The organism is Sporosarcina sp. resist, assembly GCF_014302295.1.
In the GTDB taxonomy this organism is placed as follows: domain Bacteria; phylum Bacillota; class Bacilli; order Bacillales_A; family Planococcaceae; genus Sporosarcina; species Sporosarcina psychrophila.
Genome location: NZ_CP060287.1, coordinates 4,155,724 through 4,175,930, shown reverse-complemented (window position 1 = coordinate 4,175,930; position 20,207 = coordinate 4,155,724). Strand labels below are relative to the sequence as shown.

Annotated in this window: 16 protein-coding genes and 1 pseudogene; 12 read left to right on the top strand and 5 right to left on the bottom strand. The window is 37.7% G+C overall.

The window, feature by feature from the left end:
* Positions 1-2: 2 nt before the first annotated feature.
* The 7 genes from H7992_RS20095 (at position 3) to H7992_RS20065 (ending at position 7,916) form a co-directional block, all read left to right on the top strand.
* The gene (locus H7992_RS20095; RefSeq protein WP_067212740.1) at positions 3-764 is read left to right on the top strand and encodes an ABC transporter ATP-binding protein; all 762 of its coding nucleotides are present in this window, start codon (positions 3-5) and stop codon (positions 762-764) included.
* 10 nt (positions 765-774) lie between these two features.
* Complete coding sequence (locus tag H7992_RS20090) at positions 775-1,785, top strand: ABC transporter substrate-binding protein (RefSeq protein WP_187045762.1); 1,011 nt, start codon at positions 775-777, stop codon at positions 1,783-1,785.
* Positions 1,786-2,135: 350 nt separating this feature from the next.
* Positions 2,136-3,332 carry a hypothetical protein gene (locus H7992_RS20085; RefSeq protein WP_187045761.1) on the top strand — a complete coding sequence of 399 codons (1,197 nt, stop codon included), beginning with the start codon at positions 2,136-2,138 and terminating at the stop codon, positions 3,330-3,332.
* 36 nt (positions 3,333-3,368) lie between these two features.
* Positions 3,369-3,689, top strand: coding sequence for a histidine kinase dimerization/phospho-acceptor domain-containing protein (locus H7992_RS20080; protein WP_187045760.1), 321 nt, complete (start codon positions 3,369-3,371; stop codon positions 3,687-3,689).
* A 259-nt stretch (positions 3,690-3,948) separates the two neighbouring features.
* On the top strand, positions 3,949-4,389 hold the full coding sequence (locus tag H7992_RS20075; RefSeq protein WP_067212729.1) for a cell wall hydrolase: 441 nt from the start codon (positions 3,949-3,951) through the stop codon (positions 4,387-4,389).
* Between the two features lie 821 nt (positions 4,390-5,210).
* A complete protein-coding gene (locus H7992_RS20070; RefSeq protein ID WP_187045759.1) occupies positions 5,211-6,794 on the top strand; it encodes a helix-turn-helix domain-containing protein in 1,584 nt (527 codons plus the stop codon).
* A gap of 120 nt (positions 6,795-6,914) precedes the next feature.
* Positions 6,915-7,916: an ABC transporter substrate-binding protein gene (locus H7992_RS20065; RefSeq protein WP_255428495.1), complete on the top strand. Its 1,002-nt coding sequence runs from the start codon at positions 6,915-6,917 to the stop codon at positions 7,914-7,916.
* Between the two features lie 480 nt (positions 7,917-8,396).
* On the opposite strand, the gene H7992_RS20060 is transcribed toward H7992_RS20065, so the two are convergent.
* Entirely contained in the window at positions 8,397-8,573 is a 177-nt protein-coding gene (locus H7992_RS20060) for a hypothetical protein (protein ID WP_187045758.1), read from the bottom strand.
* A gap of 815 nt (positions 8,574-9,388) precedes the next feature.
* On the opposite strand from H7992_RS20060, the gene H7992_RS20055 reads away from it, so the two are divergent.
* Positions 9,389-10,732, top strand: a complete 1,344-nt coding sequence (locus tag H7992_RS20055; RefSeq protein ID WP_187045757.1) for a cyclic 2,3-diphosphoglycerate synthase — start codon at positions 9,389-9,391, stop codon at positions 10,730-10,732.
* Positions 10,733-10,934: 202 nt separating this feature from the next.
* On the opposite strand, the gene H7992_RS20050 is transcribed toward H7992_RS20055, so the two are convergent.
* Positions 10,935-11,996: a permease gene (locus tag H7992_RS20050; protein WP_187045756.1), complete on the bottom strand. Its 1,062-nt coding sequence runs from the start codon at positions 11,994-11,996 to the stop codon at positions 10,935-10,937.
* 670 nt (positions 11,997-12,666) lie between these two features.
* Between H7992_RS20050 and H7992_RS20045 the strand changes: the two genes are divergently transcribed.
* The 4 genes and pseudogenes from H7992_RS20045 to H7992_RS25150 form a co-directional block, all read left to right on the top strand.
* Positions 12,667-13,377: a GDSL-type esterase/lipase family protein gene (locus tag H7992_RS20045; protein WP_255428494.1), complete on the top strand. Its 711-nt coding sequence runs from the start codon at positions 12,667-12,669 to the stop codon at positions 13,375-13,377.
* A gap of 248 nt (positions 13,378-13,625) precedes the next feature.
* Positions 13,626-13,766, top strand: coding sequence for an aldehyde dehydrogenase family protein (locus H7992_RS25155; protein WP_354312148.1), 141 nt, complete (start codon positions 13,626-13,628; stop codon positions 13,764-13,766).
* A 14-nt stretch (positions 13,767-13,780) separates the two neighbouring features.
* Entirely contained in the window at positions 13,781-14,773 is a 993-nt protein-coding gene (locus tag H7992_RS20035) for a bile acid:sodium symporter family protein (RefSeq protein ID WP_187045754.1), read from the top strand.
* A gap of 125 nt (positions 14,774-14,898) precedes the next feature.
* Positions 14,899-15,050: pseudogene (locus H7992_RS25150) on the top strand (IS4 family transposase); the annotation flags it as partial.
* 662 nt (positions 15,051-15,712) lie between these two features.
* Here H7992_RS25150 and H7992_RS20030 read toward each other — a convergent pair.
* Genes H7992_RS20030 through H7992_RS20020 form a run of 3 tightly spaced genes read right to left on the bottom strand, consistent with a single transcriptional unit; the run spans position 15,713 to position 19,963 of the window.
* Entirely contained in the window at positions 15,713-16,087 is a 375-nt protein-coding gene (locus H7992_RS20030) for a carboxymuconolactone decarboxylase family protein (protein WP_187045753.1), read from the bottom strand.
* A gap of 1 nt (position 16,088) precedes the next feature.
* Positions 16,089-17,723, bottom strand: coding sequence for a thiamine pyrophosphate-binding protein (locus tag H7992_RS20025; RefSeq protein ID WP_187045752.1), 1,635 nt, complete (start codon positions 17,721-17,723; stop codon positions 16,089-16,091).
* 23 nt (positions 17,724-17,746) lie between these two features.
* Entirely contained in the window at positions 17,747-19,963 is a 2,217-nt protein-coding gene (locus H7992_RS20020; protein ID WP_187045751.1) for an EAL domain-containing protein, read from the bottom strand.
* Positions 19,964-20,207: the final 244 nt, after the last annotated feature.

The following is a 20,207-nucleotide window of genomic DNA, read 5'->3' as shown; positions in this document are numbered from 1 at the left end:
AAATGGAATTGATTGCAAAGGGAATAGATATTACTATCGGGAAAAAAGAGATTGTGAAAAACATTTCAATCCTTGTGAAAAAACAACAATTTGTAGGGCTGATTGGACCAAATGGTTGTGGAAAATCAACGCTGTTAAAGGCTATCTATAAGAGTCTTGTTCCTCAAAAAGGAATGGTTTTTTTAGATGATGTTGATGTACTGAAAAGTTCAGAGAAAAAAATTTCACAGCGATTAGGTGTAGTGGGGCAATTTAATGAAATGAGTTTTGATTTGTCCGTTCAGCAAATGGTGATGTTAGGCAGAACACCACATAAAAGAATGTTGGAGTCAGACAAACAAGAAGATTATGTGATTGTGGAGGAAGCTTTGAAAACAACAAATTTACTCGATTACAAACAGCGTGGTTTCTTATCGTTGTCTGGTGGAGAAAAGCAAAGGGTTATCTTAGCGAGAACCATTGCGCAACAGCCAAAAATCATGGTTTTAGATGAACCGACAAACCACTTAGATATACGCTATCAGCTTGAAATTTTATCATGTGTTAAAAATTTGAACATTGGTGTATTAGCAGCTCTCCATGATTTAGAAATGGCAGCACATTACTGCGACTACTTGTATGCCATAAAAGATGGAGAAATCTATGCGCATGGAACACCAGAAGAGGTTTTAACGCCAACTACAGTTGAAGCATTATATCAAATTAAATGTCAAACATATACCAATCCTGTTACAAATGGATTAGGTTTTGCATATGGCATATAGGAGGAGCACCATGAAAAGAAAATTATTGCTTGGTATCGGTTTAGCTGCACTTCTAACATTAACGGCTTGTGGAGATTCGAGTAAGGGTACTTCAAAGGAAGCCGAAGCGAAAGGGCATTACCCGTTAACGATTCAAAACTATACGAAAGCGGAAGGCGGAACAACTTGGGATAAGAAAGACCAAGTATTTGATGCTGCACCTGAAAGAATCATGGCTAATACGCGTCCAGCAGCGGAATTATTATTGCATTTAGGCTTAGGCGATAAAATCGTTGGGGTAGGTGCAAACTTCGGAGCTCCTGACAAATCAGTAGAGGAAGAATACTCGAAATTAACTATTCTAAGTGATGAATATGTCGGCAAAGAAGTGACATTAGGAACCAATCCAGATTTAGTTTTTGGTCGAGGCGGCTTATTTGATAATGCGGATTGGGGTGTAGGTACAGTAGATACACTCAATGATATGGATATTAAAACGTACGTAATAGAGTCATCTGTTACAGGCGGGACATATGATTCTATTTATAAAGATATTGAAAACATCGGTAATATTTTTAGTGTCCAAGACAAAGCGGACAGTTTTATAAAAGAGCTTAAAGACAAACAAACATCGATAACATCAAAATTAGAAAGTATTCAAGACCATAAAACTTTTGCTTATTTGCATACAAATGACCCAAATGAGATTTATGTCTATCCAGCAGGCGATGAAACATTCTTCAACGATGCCTTTAATATGGTCAAGCTAGATAACATATTCAAGAAGGAGACTGCTGATGTAAGTATTGAAACGCTTATTGAGGCTGATCCAGATGTATTAATCTTACCGGAATGGGATGACGCAGACCTTGAAAAAGTGAAAGAAGGGATCTATGCTAATCCGAAATTATCAAGTATGAAGGCCATCAAAAATAAGCAGATTTATGTAGTGGATTACAATTATATGTTTGGCTATGGTTATAACACGATCGATGGAATGGAACTATTAGCAAAAGAAATTTATCCAGACTTGTTTAAATAACATATGAAAGCTGCCAGTTTTGAAAATACTTCAGACTTATTTTTAAAACTGGTGTCTTAATTCAGGTAAAAACTACTCTACTAATTTACTTCAATTGCATAGTAATAGAAGGAAGACCAGACAAGTTACGACTGTTTGGTTTTTTTGTATGTTTATTCAGGCGTTTGATTTGTTTGTCGTTACTTCACATCTATTTACTGCTGCGCATCGCTAGTGGACACTGCGCAGTAATTTTCACTTCCATCATTGAGATAACCCACCCTCGTATTCAAATTGAATTAATACCTAGCACTAAAAATGGGTGAATGTTATAATACTTCTAATAATTAACAAGAATGGGGGTGAATCAATTGAGGAAGATATTCCTTTTATGTGTGACTTGCTTTAGTTTATTCCTAATCGTACCTACTATTGTTCATGGCGAAAATCTGAATGCTTCCATTAGTGAGGATGTTGGAAAATCACGAATCATTTTGTTTGGCAACGTAAAGAAGGTAGATAATGTATTGAAAGATAAAACGGAGTCTATTGATACAGTTCTTCAAGAAACAGTGAATGGTATGCAAAAAACAGAAGAAAATTCTGTTACTTCTGAAATGAAGAATACAGGGGATTTACTAAATAAGACAGTTACCGATACTGTGGGGAAAACAACCTCTGAAGTAACAAATGTGGTCAATGACACAGTGAATTCGGTCGTATATGGATTACCAACTGTTCCTGTCGTCACCCCGGTCGTTAAGGATATAAATGAAACAGTTGAGAAAACAACTTCTTCTGTTCAAACGATCGTAGAAACCACAGGGGAATTTGTTAATGAAACTCTGAAATCTACAATCGATGTTTCTGAAGATGAGGTTATTGAACCTGTTGAAACAGTGGATACCGTTCCTAAAGTTATAGAACTTCCTCTTGAAATCTTTGAGGAAGATAAAAAAATCAGTAGTGGGAATGTAAATATCTTCACTAAGTTAAAAGAGTGTAGTCGTGATGTTAGGCAAGTGCCGAAACAGGAACCTATTACGCCTTTAGCGCCTGAAATTGAGACAGATGTATTGAGTAAACAAGTTGGTACTAGTGAACTAGAGAAACATAGTGACATCGGCTTGGATAATAAGAGTGAAAGTAGTATGAATGACGAGGTTTACCTAGAAGTAGATTCTATTTTAGTGGAAAATTATGTGAATGAGCAGTCGATTGGTAAGAAAGTAAAAGTGCATGAACAGGGGAATGGTTTGATTGAACCAATTATTAATTCTAAAACTGACGTGTTAGAAAAGAAAGATGTTGATAATCCTAATCATTCAACTAAATCAAGCCAAGAGGAGGGGAGTCTACCGCCACCTATCATTATAGGAGCACCTTCGCCTACAGCCTCCTTAACTTTAGAAATGGGCGGACAAAGTGATTTAAGTTTTTATGGAATCGTTGATGTATTCACGCTAAAATCTTCAGGCGGGGGAACGTGGATACATTTGAATGAGGTTGCAATGGTTAAATGGGCACATGCTCCTCCCGGGAAACCGCCACAACAATCTCCTTTTTAGAATGTGTGATAAACATTATAAAGGGGATGAAAACAAATGAATAACATCATGGAAATTAGGGATTTATCGGAGAGAACAAAGATTAAAGATATGATACAAAGTACAGACCAACATTATGTTGTTGGACAACTTTCGGCAAGTATTGCCCATGAAATACGAAATTCATTAACAACTATTAAAGGGTACACGCAATTAGGCAAACAGGAGGCACCAACTAAAAACTTTGATGTAGTTATGTTGGAGATCGAAAAGATCGAAGAAATAATAAATGATTTGTTACTTTTAGCTAAACCGCAAATTTCCACTTTTGAAGAATTGGATATACAAAAGGTTCTCGATAATTATATGGAAATTTAGGCACCCATGCATAAAGTGAAAGGCAACCATAACAATATTTGGTTGCCTTTTTTTTGAGTTTTTTTGTACTATTACATTGACATAAATCAACTATGCTCAGGAACCTTTCGCTATTAACTGTAGGTATGCTGTGCATGATACTATTTCGGCAATTCACTGAAATTCCATATTTATAATGTTGGTCAATTTAACCATTCTTAATTTATAAACACTGACATCATTGTATGCTTTTATTCATACTATATTTTGGGGTGAAAAAATGCCAAGAGTGAAATACCGAGATTCAGACATCGACTTACTGGCAAGGATGATGAGAGCGGAAGCTGAAGGTGAAGGTAAACAAGGAATGCTATACGTTGGCAATGTAATTGTTAATCGTCTCGTGGCAGATTGCTTGGACTTTACAGATTTAAGATCAATTGATGATGTCATTTTTCATGTGCAAGGAGGAAATTATTCTTTTGAGGCTGTTCAAAAAGGTAATTTATTTTATGAAAGAGCGAGACCTGTTGAAAAGAGATTAGCAAGACAGACATTGGATTACTGGAGAGACCACCCAGGGAAATATGCCCTTTGGTATTTTAATCCGTCTGGTCCATGCCCTCCAACTTGGTACGGTCAACCTTTTACTGGTCAGTTTAAAGAACATTGTTTTTATGAACCAGTAGCTGGAACATGTGAAAGTGTTTATATCGGTTAGGTTGACTAATGAAGATTATTAATTCTGGAGTTTAATTATAGTTTTGCTTTCTGGGAATACAAATACAACACTTTCAGTGGCTTCTTAATTCGGGGGGGAGGCATCCACAAAGCGTCGAAGCGGGATTAATGGGAACCCTAAACCCTTCCAAGTACAAGGGCTTTTTCAGTGGCCTCCCAAAAGCCCTTGTAAAGCGCAAACGCCGTATTCATTTGTTCAACATAACTAGCCAACAAAACACGTTCCATTCAGTTATTGAATGAAGCGTGTTATTTTTATTGTCTTTTTTACGGAAAAGGGAAATCAAAACTTTTTTTCAAAATAATAACCCGTAGTAACAAGATGACTATCTACCCGGAAATCAATGACAATGTTGCTATTAAAACGTTGTGAAAATTCGCCGAGTTAAAATTTCACATTTTTAACTCGTTGAACAAAAGCAGTTTTGAAAACGGATATAGGAAAAGGAAAGTATTGAACGCTGGATAATAAGAATCATACTTGGCGGTGAAAGCGCTAATTTCAGTGATGTATATACAACCGGTTTGGTATAAACGTTTTTTGTTGCTTGAAGAAAGACAATCATAGAAACATCCATGTGACATCTTAATGAGCTAATCGAATAAATGGTTCCTTATGGATTCCTGCATAGTGCTCATGCGCTTAGACGGTAAATGATAGTTTATGGGATAATGATGATGTATGCAATAGGTAAACTAGTAAAGTGGAAGTTCCGAAAAAAGGTATTTCTAATCGATTATTGACTGATAGTCTTTTTAAAATGAATCACTTACACAGCGGAGATAAGGGGGAGCTGGGTTTTGAAAACAACATATGATCATGCATTATCTTTTGTGTCATGCAAGAAACATACATTTAAAATTGGATTTGCATTAAAGAAGATAACTGTACAAACGAATGGATTATTTTATATTACTCACGGTAGCGCGGTAGTCAGCATTAACGGGGTAAAACATCATATTGAACCTGGTACTAGCATTTTTCTGGATTCTAACGCAATAATAGAAATTGGCGCTACGATAATGAATGAAATCCACTTTTATTATTTGAAGTATAGGAATATACCTGCATCTAACCTAGATGAAAGCAGCTCATTTAACATGATAAGCTTACAAATTATCGCGCAAGCAAGAGTGATATCTTTGTTAGAAAAAATTAGTGAAAAAGTTAGTGATGACCCATACATATCATGGTTAAGGAAACAGGCATTGCTTTACGAATTGCTGTATGTGATTTCTAAAAACAAAGCAGTACAAGAAAAGAATAAAAATTCCCCAATTCAGCTCACAATTGATTATATGATTAAGCATTCTGAAGAACAGTTAACGATAAGTGATCTTGCTCGTTTAGCATTTATGACACAGAGTTCCTTTTGCCGTGCTTTTAAACGTGAAACTGGATTAACGCCAAGTGGATACTTACGGAACTTACGAGTAGCACAAGCAAAAGATATGCTAAAAACGTCTAGTTATTCGATTAAAGATGTTGCACGCACTGTTGGAATTGCAGACGAGTTATATTTTAGTCGTTTATTTAAAAATACGGAAGGCATATCACCTACTATTTACCGCAAGAAGTATGAACCAAAAATCGCCATTTTTAGTGATCTTTTTCTACAAGATCACTTACTCGCTCTTGGGATTAAACCTGTAGCAGCTCCTTGTTTTCCAACTGAATGTCCAACTGAAACTGGATTTCCCATATACTTAGAAAATCAATTGCAGGGGACAAAAAGATTAAATGCTGAGATTCCATTAGATTTACAAGATGGATTGACTATGGAACCTCATTTTCTTCTGAAACTAAATGATAGGAATAATAACGATAATAATAATGAAGTTCTTATCCATACAGATACGAAAATTATCCATTTTGATAGATTTCTTAACTGGAAAGATTATCAAAGGTTTATTGCGAAAGTAGTGGGGAGAGAAGTACTAGCGGAAAATGTTATAAAGGATATTGGTAAAGTGGAGCAGATGGCCAAAGATAAATTAAAGAAAATTACGAGAAATGGTAAATGGACAATTATGCGCATCTTGAAGGATCGTATACTGATCCATGGTGTGACGGGCCATCCCATAAGTGATTTAATTTATGAAGGTTTGGGATTCCAATGTGATGACAGGTTAAACTATTCGAGTTGTAGAAATTATTCAGTAGATGAAATGGTTGAACTTAATCCCGAAAGAATAATTATTCTTTGGAGTGAGCAAGAGTCACTAGATGATTTATTTGAAAATCCATTATGGCTGGAATTACAAGCCGTTAAGAAAAACCATATTTACATACCAGAGAGTTTTGCTTGGGATCCGTGGGGGCCATCTGGTAGGAGATATATTATAAATGAATGTGTGAAGTATTTTCAGGAGCGTTACTTGTGAGGACAAACTTGTCCATATCCATAAGGCAAAATTGTCTATAGATAAGTAAAGGGCAAATTGATAGTATTATAAATGAGATTGATTATCATTATCAATCATATTTCTAGGGAGGTTATCAGTTTGTTAAAAGAAATAAAGAGTAAATTTGAAAAGAGGATTTTTATATTCTCGATTTTAGCCATAATCATGCTCGTACTTAGTGGCTGTGGAGATAAGGAGAATAATACGGATAGTGCCAAGGATACTTCAGCGGTAAGTGCTGATGTAGAAACTGTAGAAGCTGAAGAAGTTGAAAAAGTTCGAGAAATTCAGCATGCAATGGGTGTTACAGAAGTAAAGGGGACACCGCAACGTGTTGTAATCTTAACGAATGAAGGAACAGAAGCATTACTCGCATTAGGAATTAAACCAGTTGGTGCAGTGAGATCATGGACTGGAGAGCCTTGGTATGATCATATTAAAGACGAGATGACTGGTGTCCAGGAGCTTGGTTTTGAAAACGAGCCTAATTTTGAAGCCATCCTTGAATTAGATCCAGACTTAATTATTGGCAATAAAGTAAGGCATGAAGAAGCATACGAACAATTAAGCAAAATTGCACCAACTGTGTTTTCTGAAGATTTATCAGGGCAGTGGAAGATCAACTTTGAATTGTATGCAGACACATTAAATAAAAAAGCTGAAGGTGAGCTGGTCATGAAAGCATTCGATGATCGTGTTGCTGTGGCAAAAGAAACATTAGGTGATAAGGAAGAAATTAAAGTATCCGTCGTAAGATTCTCTGCTAAAGATGTCCGCATATACCAGAAGGACACATTTAGTGGGGTACTACTTGAACAAATGGGTGTGGGTCGCCCAGAATCTCAGGATGTAGATAATTTTATGGAAACTGTTTCCGAAGAGGCAATGGAAACGATGGATGGAGATATACTGTTTTACTGGGTTACGGAAGCAGATGTATATGAAAAGGCTAACCAATGGTTGGAAAATCCAGTATTTAAAAGCTTAAATGTCTCAAAAACAAATCAAGTATTTGAAGTAAATGAAACAATTTGGAACACAGCAGGTGGTATTAAAGCGGCAAACTTATTACTAGATGATGTAGTAGAACGATTAAAATAATAATAATCCAGGATAGAAGTTTATTCAAAAGGCCCTTACACTATGGCTAATTGTTTCAACTTCTATTTTATTAATTTCAGGTACCTATTCACTACACTACAATTATATAAAAATAGAAGGAAGATCAGACAAATCGGCGAATGTCTGGTCTTTTTGTATTTCGTTGTTTGGACTGAAATACGTAGTGCTTGTAGTGCTAGTGTTTCGAATAGCTCTCCTTATCCTCATGAATACTAAACTTGAGCATTTGCATAGACTGGTGACGGTAGACGCCGTGAAAATTACGCGTAAATTTGCTATCTCAGATTGTTGAAGAAAGAAAAGATTTCATCTTCCCGAAAAATGTTGTAGGTAACACTTCCGGAGGAGAGGTTCTCTTAAAATCTTTAGAACTTATAGCATTAGGAAGAAAGGCTTCGGTCTGCGAATCCGCGGGTTGAGGCTTACTGTCAGTGGGCTTCTCAGCTATTTTCGGACTGTTCAATTTCGACTGGTCATTAGTAGATTATTGACGTAAATATTAGCGCCTAAACCGCTCATTACGGGACGAATGTAGTGAATGCGTTCGATAATTTCAAGCTTTTCTAACTTGCGAATTGCACGTCGAACGATTGCGTTATATTTCTTAATGGTCTTTTCAATTGTTTCGTGTTTCAAGTGTGTAGCACCGTATTTTACGGAGTAGCGGCAAAAAGCCCGCTCAGTTTGGTTCCTAGCGTTCCAGTGCGTCAACACATGTTGCCTAGTTGCGGCGTCTAAATCATTTTTGTTTGTGAAATATGCGTACTAAGTTAGGTATGTAATCATTGCATGTATCCCCTATATTTTTTATATAGAAGAAAAATGATGTTTAGGGTACATTTTTGGTAAAGAAATTTAAATTTTTATGATTCAACTGCACCTTTAAAATTGGTTATAGTGATGTGACGGTTATTTCAGATTTAAAGAATCTAGCTGAATACGTTCGATATGGCCCCCGAGAAAAGTTCTGATTTTCACTCAGACTTTTTATTAATGTGTGGGAAATTTCTATTGATTTCAGACCCTTATGTAGCTTAGTGTCCGAATCTTTGCTATCTGAGATAGCGTAAGAAATGCGTATTGCTAGCGCTAGACTGTCAATTCTATACGATTTTATAATAATACAATCAAAATAAGGTTTATGAGTGTCTGTCTGACTTTCTTGTATTTTTATTAAACCGTGTGAATTGTTTGTATTTTTTGATGAACAGGCATTAAGTTTTAGACTGACAGCGCGGCAGTTAGGCTTATGGCGGGGGGGCATCCCCAAAGCGCAGAGGAGTTAATCGATGGAATCGTTAAGTGAATCGTTTAGCCATAGGAGGGAAAATTGAATTCCATAAGTACCACCCACAAAACTTAATATACTAGTTTTGAAAATTATGTTTGTATAAAAATTCATAAAGGTATATAATTATAGATAAATCATTGTAATTATAGGAGTGAATGCTATGAACAGAAAAAATATAATTATTATAGGCGCTGCAGGAAGGGATTTCCACAATTTCAATACGTTTTATCGTAATAACGAAGAATATCGTGTTGTTGCTTTTACGGCAACACAAATTCCTGATATCGATGGACGTAAATATCCTAGTGAATTAGCTGGTGAACTATATCCAGAAGGTATTTCTATTTATTCAGAAGACCAATTGCCATCGTTAATTGAAGAGTTGGAAGTTGACGAATGCGTGTTTGCATATAGTGACGTAAGTTATGAATATGTAATGGGCATAGGTGCGATTGTGAATGCAGCGGGTGCTAACTTCACACTGCTAGGACCAAAAGGCACGCAGTTAAAAAGTAATAAACCTGTCATTTCTGTTTGCGCTGTACGAACTGGAACCGGGAAAAGTCAAACGTCACGAAAAATTATTGAAACGTTACTTGAGCATGATTTAAAAGTAATTGCAGTTAGACATCCTATGCCTTATGGCGATTTAAATGCACAGCGTGTTCAGCGCTTTGCAACAGTGGAGGACTTAAAGAAACATAATTGTACGATCGAAGAAATGGAAGAGTATGAACCACATGTGGAACGTGGGAATATTGTTTATGCTGGCGTAGATTATGCAGATATTTTAGCAGCAGCTGAAAATGATCCAGCTGGTTGTGACGTTATTTTATGGGACGGGGGAAATAATGATTTCTCGTTCTTTAAGCCTGATTTAGCCGTTACTGTCTTGGATCCACATCGCCCAGGTCATGAGTTGAAATACTATCCTGGCGAAGTTAGTTTAAGAACAGCCGATGTTGCCATTATTAATAAAATTGATAGCGCAACAGCAGAATCCATTCAAATCGTGGAAAATAATATTAAACTTGTAAGTCCTAAAAGTAGCATTATTAAAGCTGAATCAAAGATTACGGTCGATCAGCCGGAGATTATTGTTGGTAAACGTGTATTAGTCGTTGAAGATGGCCCAACGTTGACACACGGAGAGATGAAAATTGGTGCGGGAACAGTTGCAGCTGAACGATTAGGTGCGAAGGAAATCATTGACGCACGTCCATTTGCAGTTGGCACAATAGCAGAAACGTTCAACAAATATCAACATATTCAAAACGTCCTTCCAGCGATGGGATACGGCGAACAACAATTGAAAGATCTTGAAGAAACCATCAATAATGCTGACTGTGATGCCGTGATCATTGGAACACCGATGGATTTAACTCGCATTATTTCGATTAATAAACCTTGCACACGTGTACACTACGATTTAGACGAAGTGGGTAGTCCGAATTTAAGCGATATTTTAAAAGGTTTTATCCAAGAACATAAACTTGTGAAGTAAACAAATTACAGGTACCTATTTTGAAAATACACTCCAATTTTATAATACAATGAAAATCAGACAAATTGGCGACTGTCTGATTTTTTTGTACGTTAATTTGTATATATGAATTGTTTACCAGTGTGTCTTGTATTCAGATGAAAAAATACCTGAGCAAGAGACATATTTCATCTCCTGCTCAGGTATATTCAGTAACTATCTCTTATAAAATATACATACCAATCAAACCGCATAGTATACCTAGCAATACGACGGATCCTGCTACAAAAAACAAGACTCTTGTAGGGAACGATTTTGCAACTAACAACAGAGATGGCAGACTGATAGAGGGTAATGTGATTAGGAGTGCTGCAGCCGGACCACCACCGAGCCCAAAGGACATGAACGTTTGGATGATAGGAATTTCCGCAGCTGTCGGAATCACAAATAACATACCTGCGATTGCAAAAATAATAATTGTGAAAATGGTATTAGCAGACGCTTCGCTCACATGCGGGAATAACCAAACGCGAATTGCCCCCATCAATAGAACGGATAGGATATAGGCTGGAAGAATATACAAAGTCATTCTTCCTAAGCTTTTCATCCATCTGGAAATGAAGGATCCTGTCTCCTCGACATCCGCTTCTTTCATGATTTTATCGATATCGACTTGTTTTACTTCCGGCACGAAACGATTGGCCAGATAGCTGACGCCGAAAGTTAAAATCACACCGAACACCAGTCGGAGTAAAGTAAATTCCCAAGACAAAACAAATGTCATGAAAATCAGCGTGGCAGGGTTCAAGGTCGGGTTGCCAAGCCAAAAAGCAAGACTAGCCCCTACAGAGACATTTTTCTTGCGCAATCCGACAGCAACTGGTGCAGCACAACAGGTACACATCATGCCTGGAAGTGAAGATAGGCCCCCAATTGCCGTGCTACCAAAAGAAGTTTTTCCAAGCACTCTGAGTAACCAGTTTGCCGGCAATAATACCTGTACCAAAGATCCCAATAGAATACCCAGAACAGCTGCTTTCCAAACGGAATTGAAATAGATCAAAGCATAGGACCAAGCGCCTTCCCAAGAGAAAGATCCTGACTTAGCCGGATCCCCCAAAATGGAATCCCCGATTGAATGAGAATTAATGGCCAAGATGCTTTTGCTATAATACGGCACCCATTTCAAGTAGGCCAATCCCACAATGGCAATCAACAAAAATATCAAAATATAAACAATCGTCCTTTTGGAACGGGACGATTGAGAAGGTAATGAATGATTCATCTGTACATCTCCCATGAAAATAAAATAACTAGCTAATTATAGCACTATATTAAACAAGAAATTAACTATTTTTTCCTTTGTGTTTTTTTGTGCAATTGTAGTGTGCAACAAAGCCCGGAATGTGTGCAACCAATCTCGGGAAGTCTACAACAAATCCGATGAAGCGAACAACAAACGGGGAGGTGTCCAACGAAACTCTCGAAGTGTGCAACCAAGCCCAGAAAGCGTCCAACCAATCTCGAGAAGTGTGCAATCAATCCCAAGAAGTCTGCAACCAATTCGGGAAAGTGTCCAACCAACTGAGAAGTCTCCAACGAACCAATTGAAGTGTCCAACAAAGCCCGGAGAGTGTCCAACCAATCCCAAGAAGTCTAAAACAATTGAGGAAAGCGTCCAACCAACAGGGAAGTATCCAACAAACTAATAGAAGTCTCCAACAAATCCGAGAAAGTGTCAAACCTAAATTCAAGTCCCTATGCGTGAAAAAATTAAGAATATACACTGTGATTTTATGATAATACAATCAAAATTAGGTTTATGGATGTCTGCCTGACTACATAAGGAATTGAACCTAAAATATGAGATGAAATAAAACATTATTTGTTGGAAATCTGGGTATAGATATATTGTAGTAAGCACCATACATAAGGAATAGATTTAAGAATAGGGAGTGTCAAATTTGAAAAAGATTAAGTCTTTATTGGTTATATCATTACTTTTAAATATCATTTTGATTGGAGTGGGAAGTGTTGGAGTGTCTAAAATAGGCGGCATTGAATTCATTAAAAAACAAATGCAACCGGCACCTTCCGGAAAAGGAACTTCAGATTATTACTTCACGAAAAAAAGTATCTTCGATCAGTCCGATGCTAAAAATGTAAGTAAAATATTCATTGGGGACAGCATTACAGATTATGGAGAGTTTCAGGAATACTTCCCTAACGAGGTTGTACTAAATAGAGGAATTAGAAACGACGTGTCAAAAGGAGTATTGAATCGAATACAGGAAGTGGTTAATCGGAACCCTAAAGAGGCATACCTTATGATTGGAGTTAACGATATTCGATACTCCAAAGGTAGTAAGAATTTCGAAAAACACATAACTGCGATTGTGAAGTCTTTCGAAGGTGAAAGCAGTAAACTCATTATACAATCCATACTTCCAGTAAATAACGAGCTGTTTGGTAATGAAGTATCTAATAAAAAAGTAAAACAATTTAATGAAGTATTACAAAGGATTGCTGAAGAAAACGGAATCGAATACATTGATTTACATTCTAGTTTCGTGGACAAGAACGGGCAATTGGATGAGAAATTTACAATAGATGGAATCCACTTAAATGGGGAAGGGTACAAGATTTGGGTGGATGCTCTAAGTTGAAAATGATAATTTCAAACCTGTGAGATACTATTTTAGATATACACTACAATTTTATAATAATACAATGAAAAACAGACAAATTGGTGAATGTCTGTTTTTTTATATATATTTTTTTCGCATAAGTGATATTTTTGTCTTTTTGTCAAGCACGGTATCTTTCACTCGTTCGGGGAAGTATCTAACCATAGTAAGTCAATTGTACAGGGAAAAATATTTGGACCTGTGCATAGTGTGGTACATTTGGTAATGTGGAAGAAGCAATTGAATTAGCAAATGCCACTGATTATGGACTGGTTGCTGGTGTTTGGACTAAAGATATTGATATAGTACATTATGTAGCGACAGGCGGTGTTCAAATACCGTTTGGAGAATATAAGAATAGGCTCTAAAAAGGAGGTTTGAAATGAAAGCACTTAACAAAATTAGTAGTTTAGCTGGTAAACATTTTGCCCTTATAGTAATAGTGTTTTCTGTCCTAGCTTTTATGGTTCCAAGTTTGTTCTCTTCATTTGGTGCGTATATCACTATCTTACTTGGGGTCGTAATGTTCGGCATGGGACTTACGTTGAAAGCATCCGACTTTAAATTAGTTTTTACGAATCCAATCCCTGTTCTAATAGGAGTGGTTGCACAATTTTCTATTATGCCAACTATTGCATTTATTATCGCTTATTCATTAAAATTACCGGCTGAACTTGCCGCTGGTTTGGTTTTACTTGGAAGTGTTCCTGGGGGTACTTCTTCTAACGTAATGGTATATTTAGCTAAAGGAAATGTTCCTCTATCCATCACAATGACAACTGTCTCTACATTACTTGCTCCAATTATGACACCATTTCTGTTGTTAATTTTTGCAGGGCAATGGTTGCCAGTCGATCCAATGTCTATGTTTATATCTATTGTACAGGTGATTATTATTCCAATTATATTGGGTTTATTAGTTAATAAATTCCTACCTAGTGTTACCAGTAAAAGTGAATCTGTTTTACCTTTAATCTCTATTGTTGCGATTACAATTATTGTCTCTGCAATTGTTGCAAACAATAAAGAAAATATTGCAACTGCAGGGATATTAGTGTTCGTAGCAGTCTTAGTACATAATGGATTTGGACTTTTATTAGGATACTATGCAGCGAAAGCTTTAAGACTATCTCGTCAAGACCAACGTGCAATATCGATTGAAGTAGGAATGCAGAACTCCGGTCTTGGTGTAGCTTTAGCTGCTGCATATTTCACGCCACTAGCTGCATTACCAAGTGCATTCGCTTCCGCATGGCAAGTAATAACCGGAACTATTCTCGCTTCCTACTGGGCAAAACATGAAGTACCAAACGATACTAAAGAAATGCAACCACTTCACGATTCTTTCTCAGATGCTGAAGACCTATCAAAATAACATGAAAAAGAGCGCTTGATGAAGTATCAAGCGCTCTAAAACTATTGTTTATCTGTATGCAAAAATAAAGGTTGTTTCTTGATATAATCGAATAAATTCATTAGAACGAACTATGCAAAATCACGATGCCGCTAAAAAGTATTAAATTGAGTACATTGCACATAATTTAACCAATCACCAATGGACTAAATTCAACAAAACAAAGGCAGGGATAAAGTTGCATATACGTCTTATTTTCACGGAAAAAGAAACTTCCTATCCCGAAAAAGTGGTACTCAACCAATGAATGGTTTTCCAAGGAAATGAGGGAAGCCTCCAACAAACCTCAAGAAGACTACAACCAATTCATGAAAGTGTCCAACCAACAGGGAAGCCTCCAACAAACCTATGGAAGTGTGCAACCAAGCGCAGAAAGTGTCCAACGAACCCCAAGAAGTCTACAACCAATTTATGAAAGCGTCCAACCAACAGGGAAGTGTCCAACAAAACTATGGAATTGTGCAACCAAGCGTAGAAAGCGTCCAACGAATCCCAAGAAGACTACAACCAATTCATGAAAGTGTCCAACCAACAGGGAAGTGTCTAACGAACCCTAAGAAGTCTGCAACCAATTCATGAAAGCGTCCAACCAACGGGGAAGCCTCCAACGAAACTATTGAAGTGTGCAACCAAGCGTAGAAAGTGTCCAACGAACCCCAAGAAGTCTGCAACCAATTCATGAAAGCATCCAACCAATTCATGAAAGCATCCAACCAACGGGGAAGCCTCCAACGAATCTATGGAACTGTCCAACCAACCACATAAACTCTCCAACCAACCCCACAAAAATAGAAAAAACCAAACATATTTACAAATGACTGGTCTTTTCCATGTTTATTTAAATGTGTGAACTATATGCCTCCATATCAAGCCTATCAATCCTTCAGGCGCCAATAATCCCTACTCATTCTTAGCGAAAATCTCTCCGGCGATTCCCATTGCTTGAACGGCTTTAGGGAAACCGACATATCCGGCACACTGGATGATGATTTCGATAATTTCATCTTTTGTGAGGCCGACGTTTAAGGCTGCTTGCAGGTGAACTTTAAATTGCTCAAAAGCTCCCTGTGTGATGAGTGAAGTGAGTGTTATGAATTCCCGTTCTTTAAGGGTAAGAATTTTTCTAGAGTAAAGATCACCAAAGCCGAAGGACACAATCATCTCCCAAAAGTCAGGTGAGATTTTTTTTATGCCTTCCATGCCCGTCCGTACTTCTTGCGAGAATAATTCCTCCATTGCATGTAAACCGTACTCATACCGCTTGTTATTTTCCATATTATTGCCTCCCCATTGTTGGTGGAATTTCATTTTCAAGAACTAATGCTTCAATTACAATCGGTTTGTTGGTTTCTTTAATCATATGTAACGCTTCTTTTATAGCGTCGGTTAAATCATAAGGGGTATGGCATGTAGTTGCTGTTAATCCCATTGATTCGGCAAATTTAGCTACATCGAGTGGAGTTTCATAAATACCACCGATGGACGTGCCAATCATTTTTTGCATTCCTTTTTCCACCATGTCTAATCGTCCATTATTCAAAACTATGAACAGGACAGGGGAGTTATAATTGTACGCTGTCGAAAGTTCCGTACCGTGCATGAACATACATCCGTCACCAACTAAACAAATAATTGTTTTTTCGGGGGCTGATAGTTTTGCACCGATGGAATAGCCGATTCCGTTGCCCATTGCACCGAATATATCATCAAAGAAGAAAGTCCCTGGTTTGTAAATATCAAAGTATTTAATGCCGTAGAATGAATGGCTTCCATCATCTCCAAAAATAATCGCGTCATCTGGAAGCGTATTTCGCATCGCCCGTAATACTTGAACTGCGGACATGCGCTCACCTGGCTGATTATCCTGAAGTGGGCTCAATTCAATTGGTGATAAAAATGCTTCGCTGTTTGTTTCCGGTATATCCTTTAAAATCGCTGTTAGATTAGATTTTATGTCGCCAAGCACAGGAGTAGTTGGTACTTGAATTGATTTCCCGATAAAGGTTGGGTCATAATCAAAGTGGATGATATGCTCCGGATACATCGCTTCGGATAAGCCAGCGATCGACATGTCACTTAATCTTGATCCGATGATAATAAGTAGGTCAACCTGCTCATTAAAGTATTCTGCTGCTTCCACGGTACCGCCCAAACCGAATGCTCCTAAAGAGAGCTTATGATTGGATGGAAATGTACCTTTTCCACCTGGTGTGGTAATGACAGGAATGTTCCAATGCTCAGCAAGATGCTGCACTTCTTCGTAGGCTTTGCTGGAATGAACGCCTTTTCCCAGAAATAGGAGGGGACGCTTGGCCGCATTCAGTGTTTCGATTACATCATCGGTTTTGAGTGAAATCATTTCATTGAAAACTGGAAATTCCAATTGGAATGGTTCGATCTCTTGCAATAAAATATCAAACGGAATGGACAGGTGCACAGGTCCTTTTACACCTGATAATGCTTTTTCAAGGGCATGCTGCAGGAACGGCTGTAGCATATCACCGCGTTCTACCCGTGCACTGAACTTGGTGACAGATTTGAACATATCCACAAGATCAGTACCGAATATGCTGGAGTCTTGTCCCATTGCTTTTCCAGTATCTTTCAGTGAAGGGTGCCCTGTGATAATTAATAGAGGGAGATTGGAGGCTTTCGCCTGACCAGCAGCTGTTAGTAGGTTGGTCCCACCAGGTCCAGACGTACCAACTGCAACCCCGATCTTCTGATTCATTAAGGCATAGCCGGAAGCTTCGAACCCAGCAGCTGCTTCGTGTTTACTTAATACAAATTCCAGATCATGTGCTAATATCTCGAATAATATGGGGGAAATTGCCTTTCCCGGAATGCCGAAAATGTGATTAATACCCCAATATTTGAAATTTGCTACTAATACGGATGCAGTCGTTGTCATGCTGTTTGCTCCCCCTATTATCCTTATTGTACTAAATAAATTTCCTCAATCTCCTTAATTGGAAGTGGCTTGCTGAAGAAATAGCCTTGCGCTATATCACATTGGTGATTTGTCAGGAAGTCGAGCTGTTCCTTTGTTTCAACACCTTCTGCAATCACTTCCTTATGAAGGTTGTGTGCTAACGTGATAATGGCGTTTACAATAATGGCATCATTCGGATCGTTCATTAATTCACTAATGAAGGATTTGTCGATCTTAATATAATCAATCGGGAAGTTTTTAAGATAGTTCAGCGAGCTATAGCCCGTTCCAAAATCATCAATACTAATGCCGATGCCGAGCGATTTCAGCTTATTCAATACGAGAATAGAGTATTCGTACTCCATCGCCATATATTCGGTGATCTCGACTACGAAATAGTGCGGGTCGAGTGCTGTACGTTCCAGAACTTCCTCCACGAATGTAATGAGATTTCTAGTAAGAAATTGCTGTGTAGATAGGTTAACTGAAACTTTTACAGGTACCATTCCAGCATCCTGCCATTTTTTGTTTTGGGAACATGCCTCATTGATGACCCACTCTCCAATTTGGGTGATCAATCCATTTTCTTCAGCCAGTTTGATAAATTTCCCGGGAGGGAGCAGACCTAGCCTTGGATGCTGCCAGCGAATTAACGCTTCAAACCCAATCAATTTACCGGTCTGGTTATGAATTTGCGGCTGATAATGAAGTACAAATTCATTATTATCAAGTGCTTTCCTTAAATCAATCTCGAGACTATATTCGTCCATCATATCTTCTAGTAATTCAGAGGTATGTACGACATAACGATTTTTACCCCGTGATTTTGCCTGATACATCGCATTATCTGCGTATACCATGAACCTCTCCATTGAAACGGGATAGGCGGGATAAATCGCAACTCCGATACTCGCTGTCGTATGCAACTCTTTCTTGCCGACTTGAAAAGGTTCATGAAACAGATTGAGTATCTCTTCGGCCTTTTTCGTCGGATAATCAGGACTACTGAAATCTGTAAGCAGGAAGATAAATTCATCCCCACCCATTCGGGCAAGTACATCCTGTTCCCCAAGACAACCACATAAACGCTCGCTTACCTTGGTAATGAGTTCATCCCCATATGAATGACCAAAGTTATCGTTAATGACTTTAAAGCGGTCCAGATCCATGTACAAAAGAGCCATCGTCCGATTTTGACCTGCTTTTAGTCCCTGTATGATGATTGCTAGTTCCTTATTAATATATCGTCTGTTTGGTAGGTTTGTTAAATCATCATGATAGGCTAAGTAGTTAAATTTTTCCTGCAGTCGGTAACGGTCTGAAATATCCCTGAACTGGCCGAAGGCACCAATCATTTTATCATCTTCATAAATGGGCTGGGCATCGAACAGGCAGACAACTTGGTTACCCGTGTTATCTTTAAATTTGATTTCTTCGTTTTCGATTATTTTTCCCTGTTCCAATACTGCTTTAAAATAGTCTCCCGTTATTGACGATTCATAAATGTTTCTTCCAATAACCGATTCTCTGCTGTTATTCGATATTTTTTGGGCAAAATCATTAAACTCAGTAGTGATTCCGAACTCATCTGTAACAACAATCCCATTTCTTGTTCTGCTTAACATGATTTGATTCATAATATTAAGTTTTTTATTTTGTTTTCTTAATAAAAGTTCCCTTTCAATCGAATCAACCGCCTGGGTTAACATCGTAAGAAAAAGCGGGTTTTGAAATGCGATGGGCATCATGATGGACACACTACCAAGTAGGTTATTGTCATCAGTATAGTGAAATGCAGCCCCATAACACGCAATGTTATGAAGAAACGTATGATAATGTTGTTCGCCAATTAGACTGATCGGGTGTTTTTGTTGCAATGAAAGACTGACGACACTCGTGCCTGTATCTTCCTGGGTGAACAGGCTGCTTAGTCTGATCCCAAATTGTTCGATGGTAGACTTTATAGTTTCATCTCCTTCAATTTCAAGAAGATAACCGTTTGCATCCGAAACAACAACGAGTATCGGCGTGCCTTTTAAGGAGTTCAGTAGCTTATTCGAGAAAAAACTCACAACTGACAAGATTTCACTATATGATTTTCTTTTCTCGGCAAACTCCACTTCGCTCAAAAAGTTCTTTGGCCTCGATACCTCATTCGGATCCATTCCGGACGCTTTGCACATTCTTTTAGACTCAGTAATATAGTATGGTTCCGTCATATTTAAGTCCCCCTTCCAATATCCTTGTAAGAATTATATATTTCCTTGCCTCAATTAGTAGCTGGATTATTAATGAATAAGTAAAAAAAATCCTTTTCTGCCGAGGTTAAATCAATAAAAATAACCAGTAGAAAGGATTCTTATAATACCAATTTTACCGCAATTTCAGCTTAATATCAATCTGAGTATTGGCATAGCAGCTAGCTATGCCACGCTACTATTAAAATATGCCAAAGTTGTATAA

Coding starts and splice junctions, on each gene's coding strand:
- H7992_RS20095 (WP_067212740.1), top strand. CDS start 3: ATGGAATTGATTGCAAAGGGAATAGATATTACTATCGGGAAAAAAGAG.
- H7992_RS20090 (WP_187045762.1), top strand. CDS start 775: ATGAAAAGAAAATTATTGCTTGGTATCGGTTTAGCTGCACTTCTAACA.
- H7992_RS20080 (WP_187045760.1), top strand. CDS start 3,369: ATGAATAACATCATGGAAATTAGGGATTTATCGGAGAGAACAAAGATT.
- H7992_RS20075 (WP_067212729.1), top strand. CDS start 3,949: ATGCCAAGAGTGAAATACCGAGATTCAGACATCGACTTACTGGCAAGG.
- H7992_RS20055 (WP_187045757.1), top strand. CDS start 9,389: ATGAACAGAAAAAATATAATTATTATAGGCGCTGCAGGAAGGGATTTC.
- H7992_RS20050 (WP_187045756.1), bottom strand. CDS start 11,996: ATGAATCATTCATTACCTTCTCAATCGTCCCGTTCCAAAAGGACGATT.
- H7992_RS20035 (WP_187045754.1), top strand. CDS start 13,781: ATGAAAGCACTTAACAAAATTAGTAGTTTAGCTGGTAAACATTTTGCC.
- H7992_RS20030 (WP_187045753.1), bottom strand. CDS start 16,087: ATGGAAAATAACAAGCGGTATGAGTACGGTTTACATGCAATGGAGGAA.
- H7992_RS20025 (WP_187045752.1), bottom strand. CDS start 17,723: ATGACAACGACTGCATCCGTATTAGTAGCAAATTTCAAATATTGGGGT.
- H7992_RS20020 (WP_187045751.1), bottom strand. CDS start 19,963: ATGACGGAACCATACTATATTACTGAGTCTAAAAGAATGTGCAAAGCG.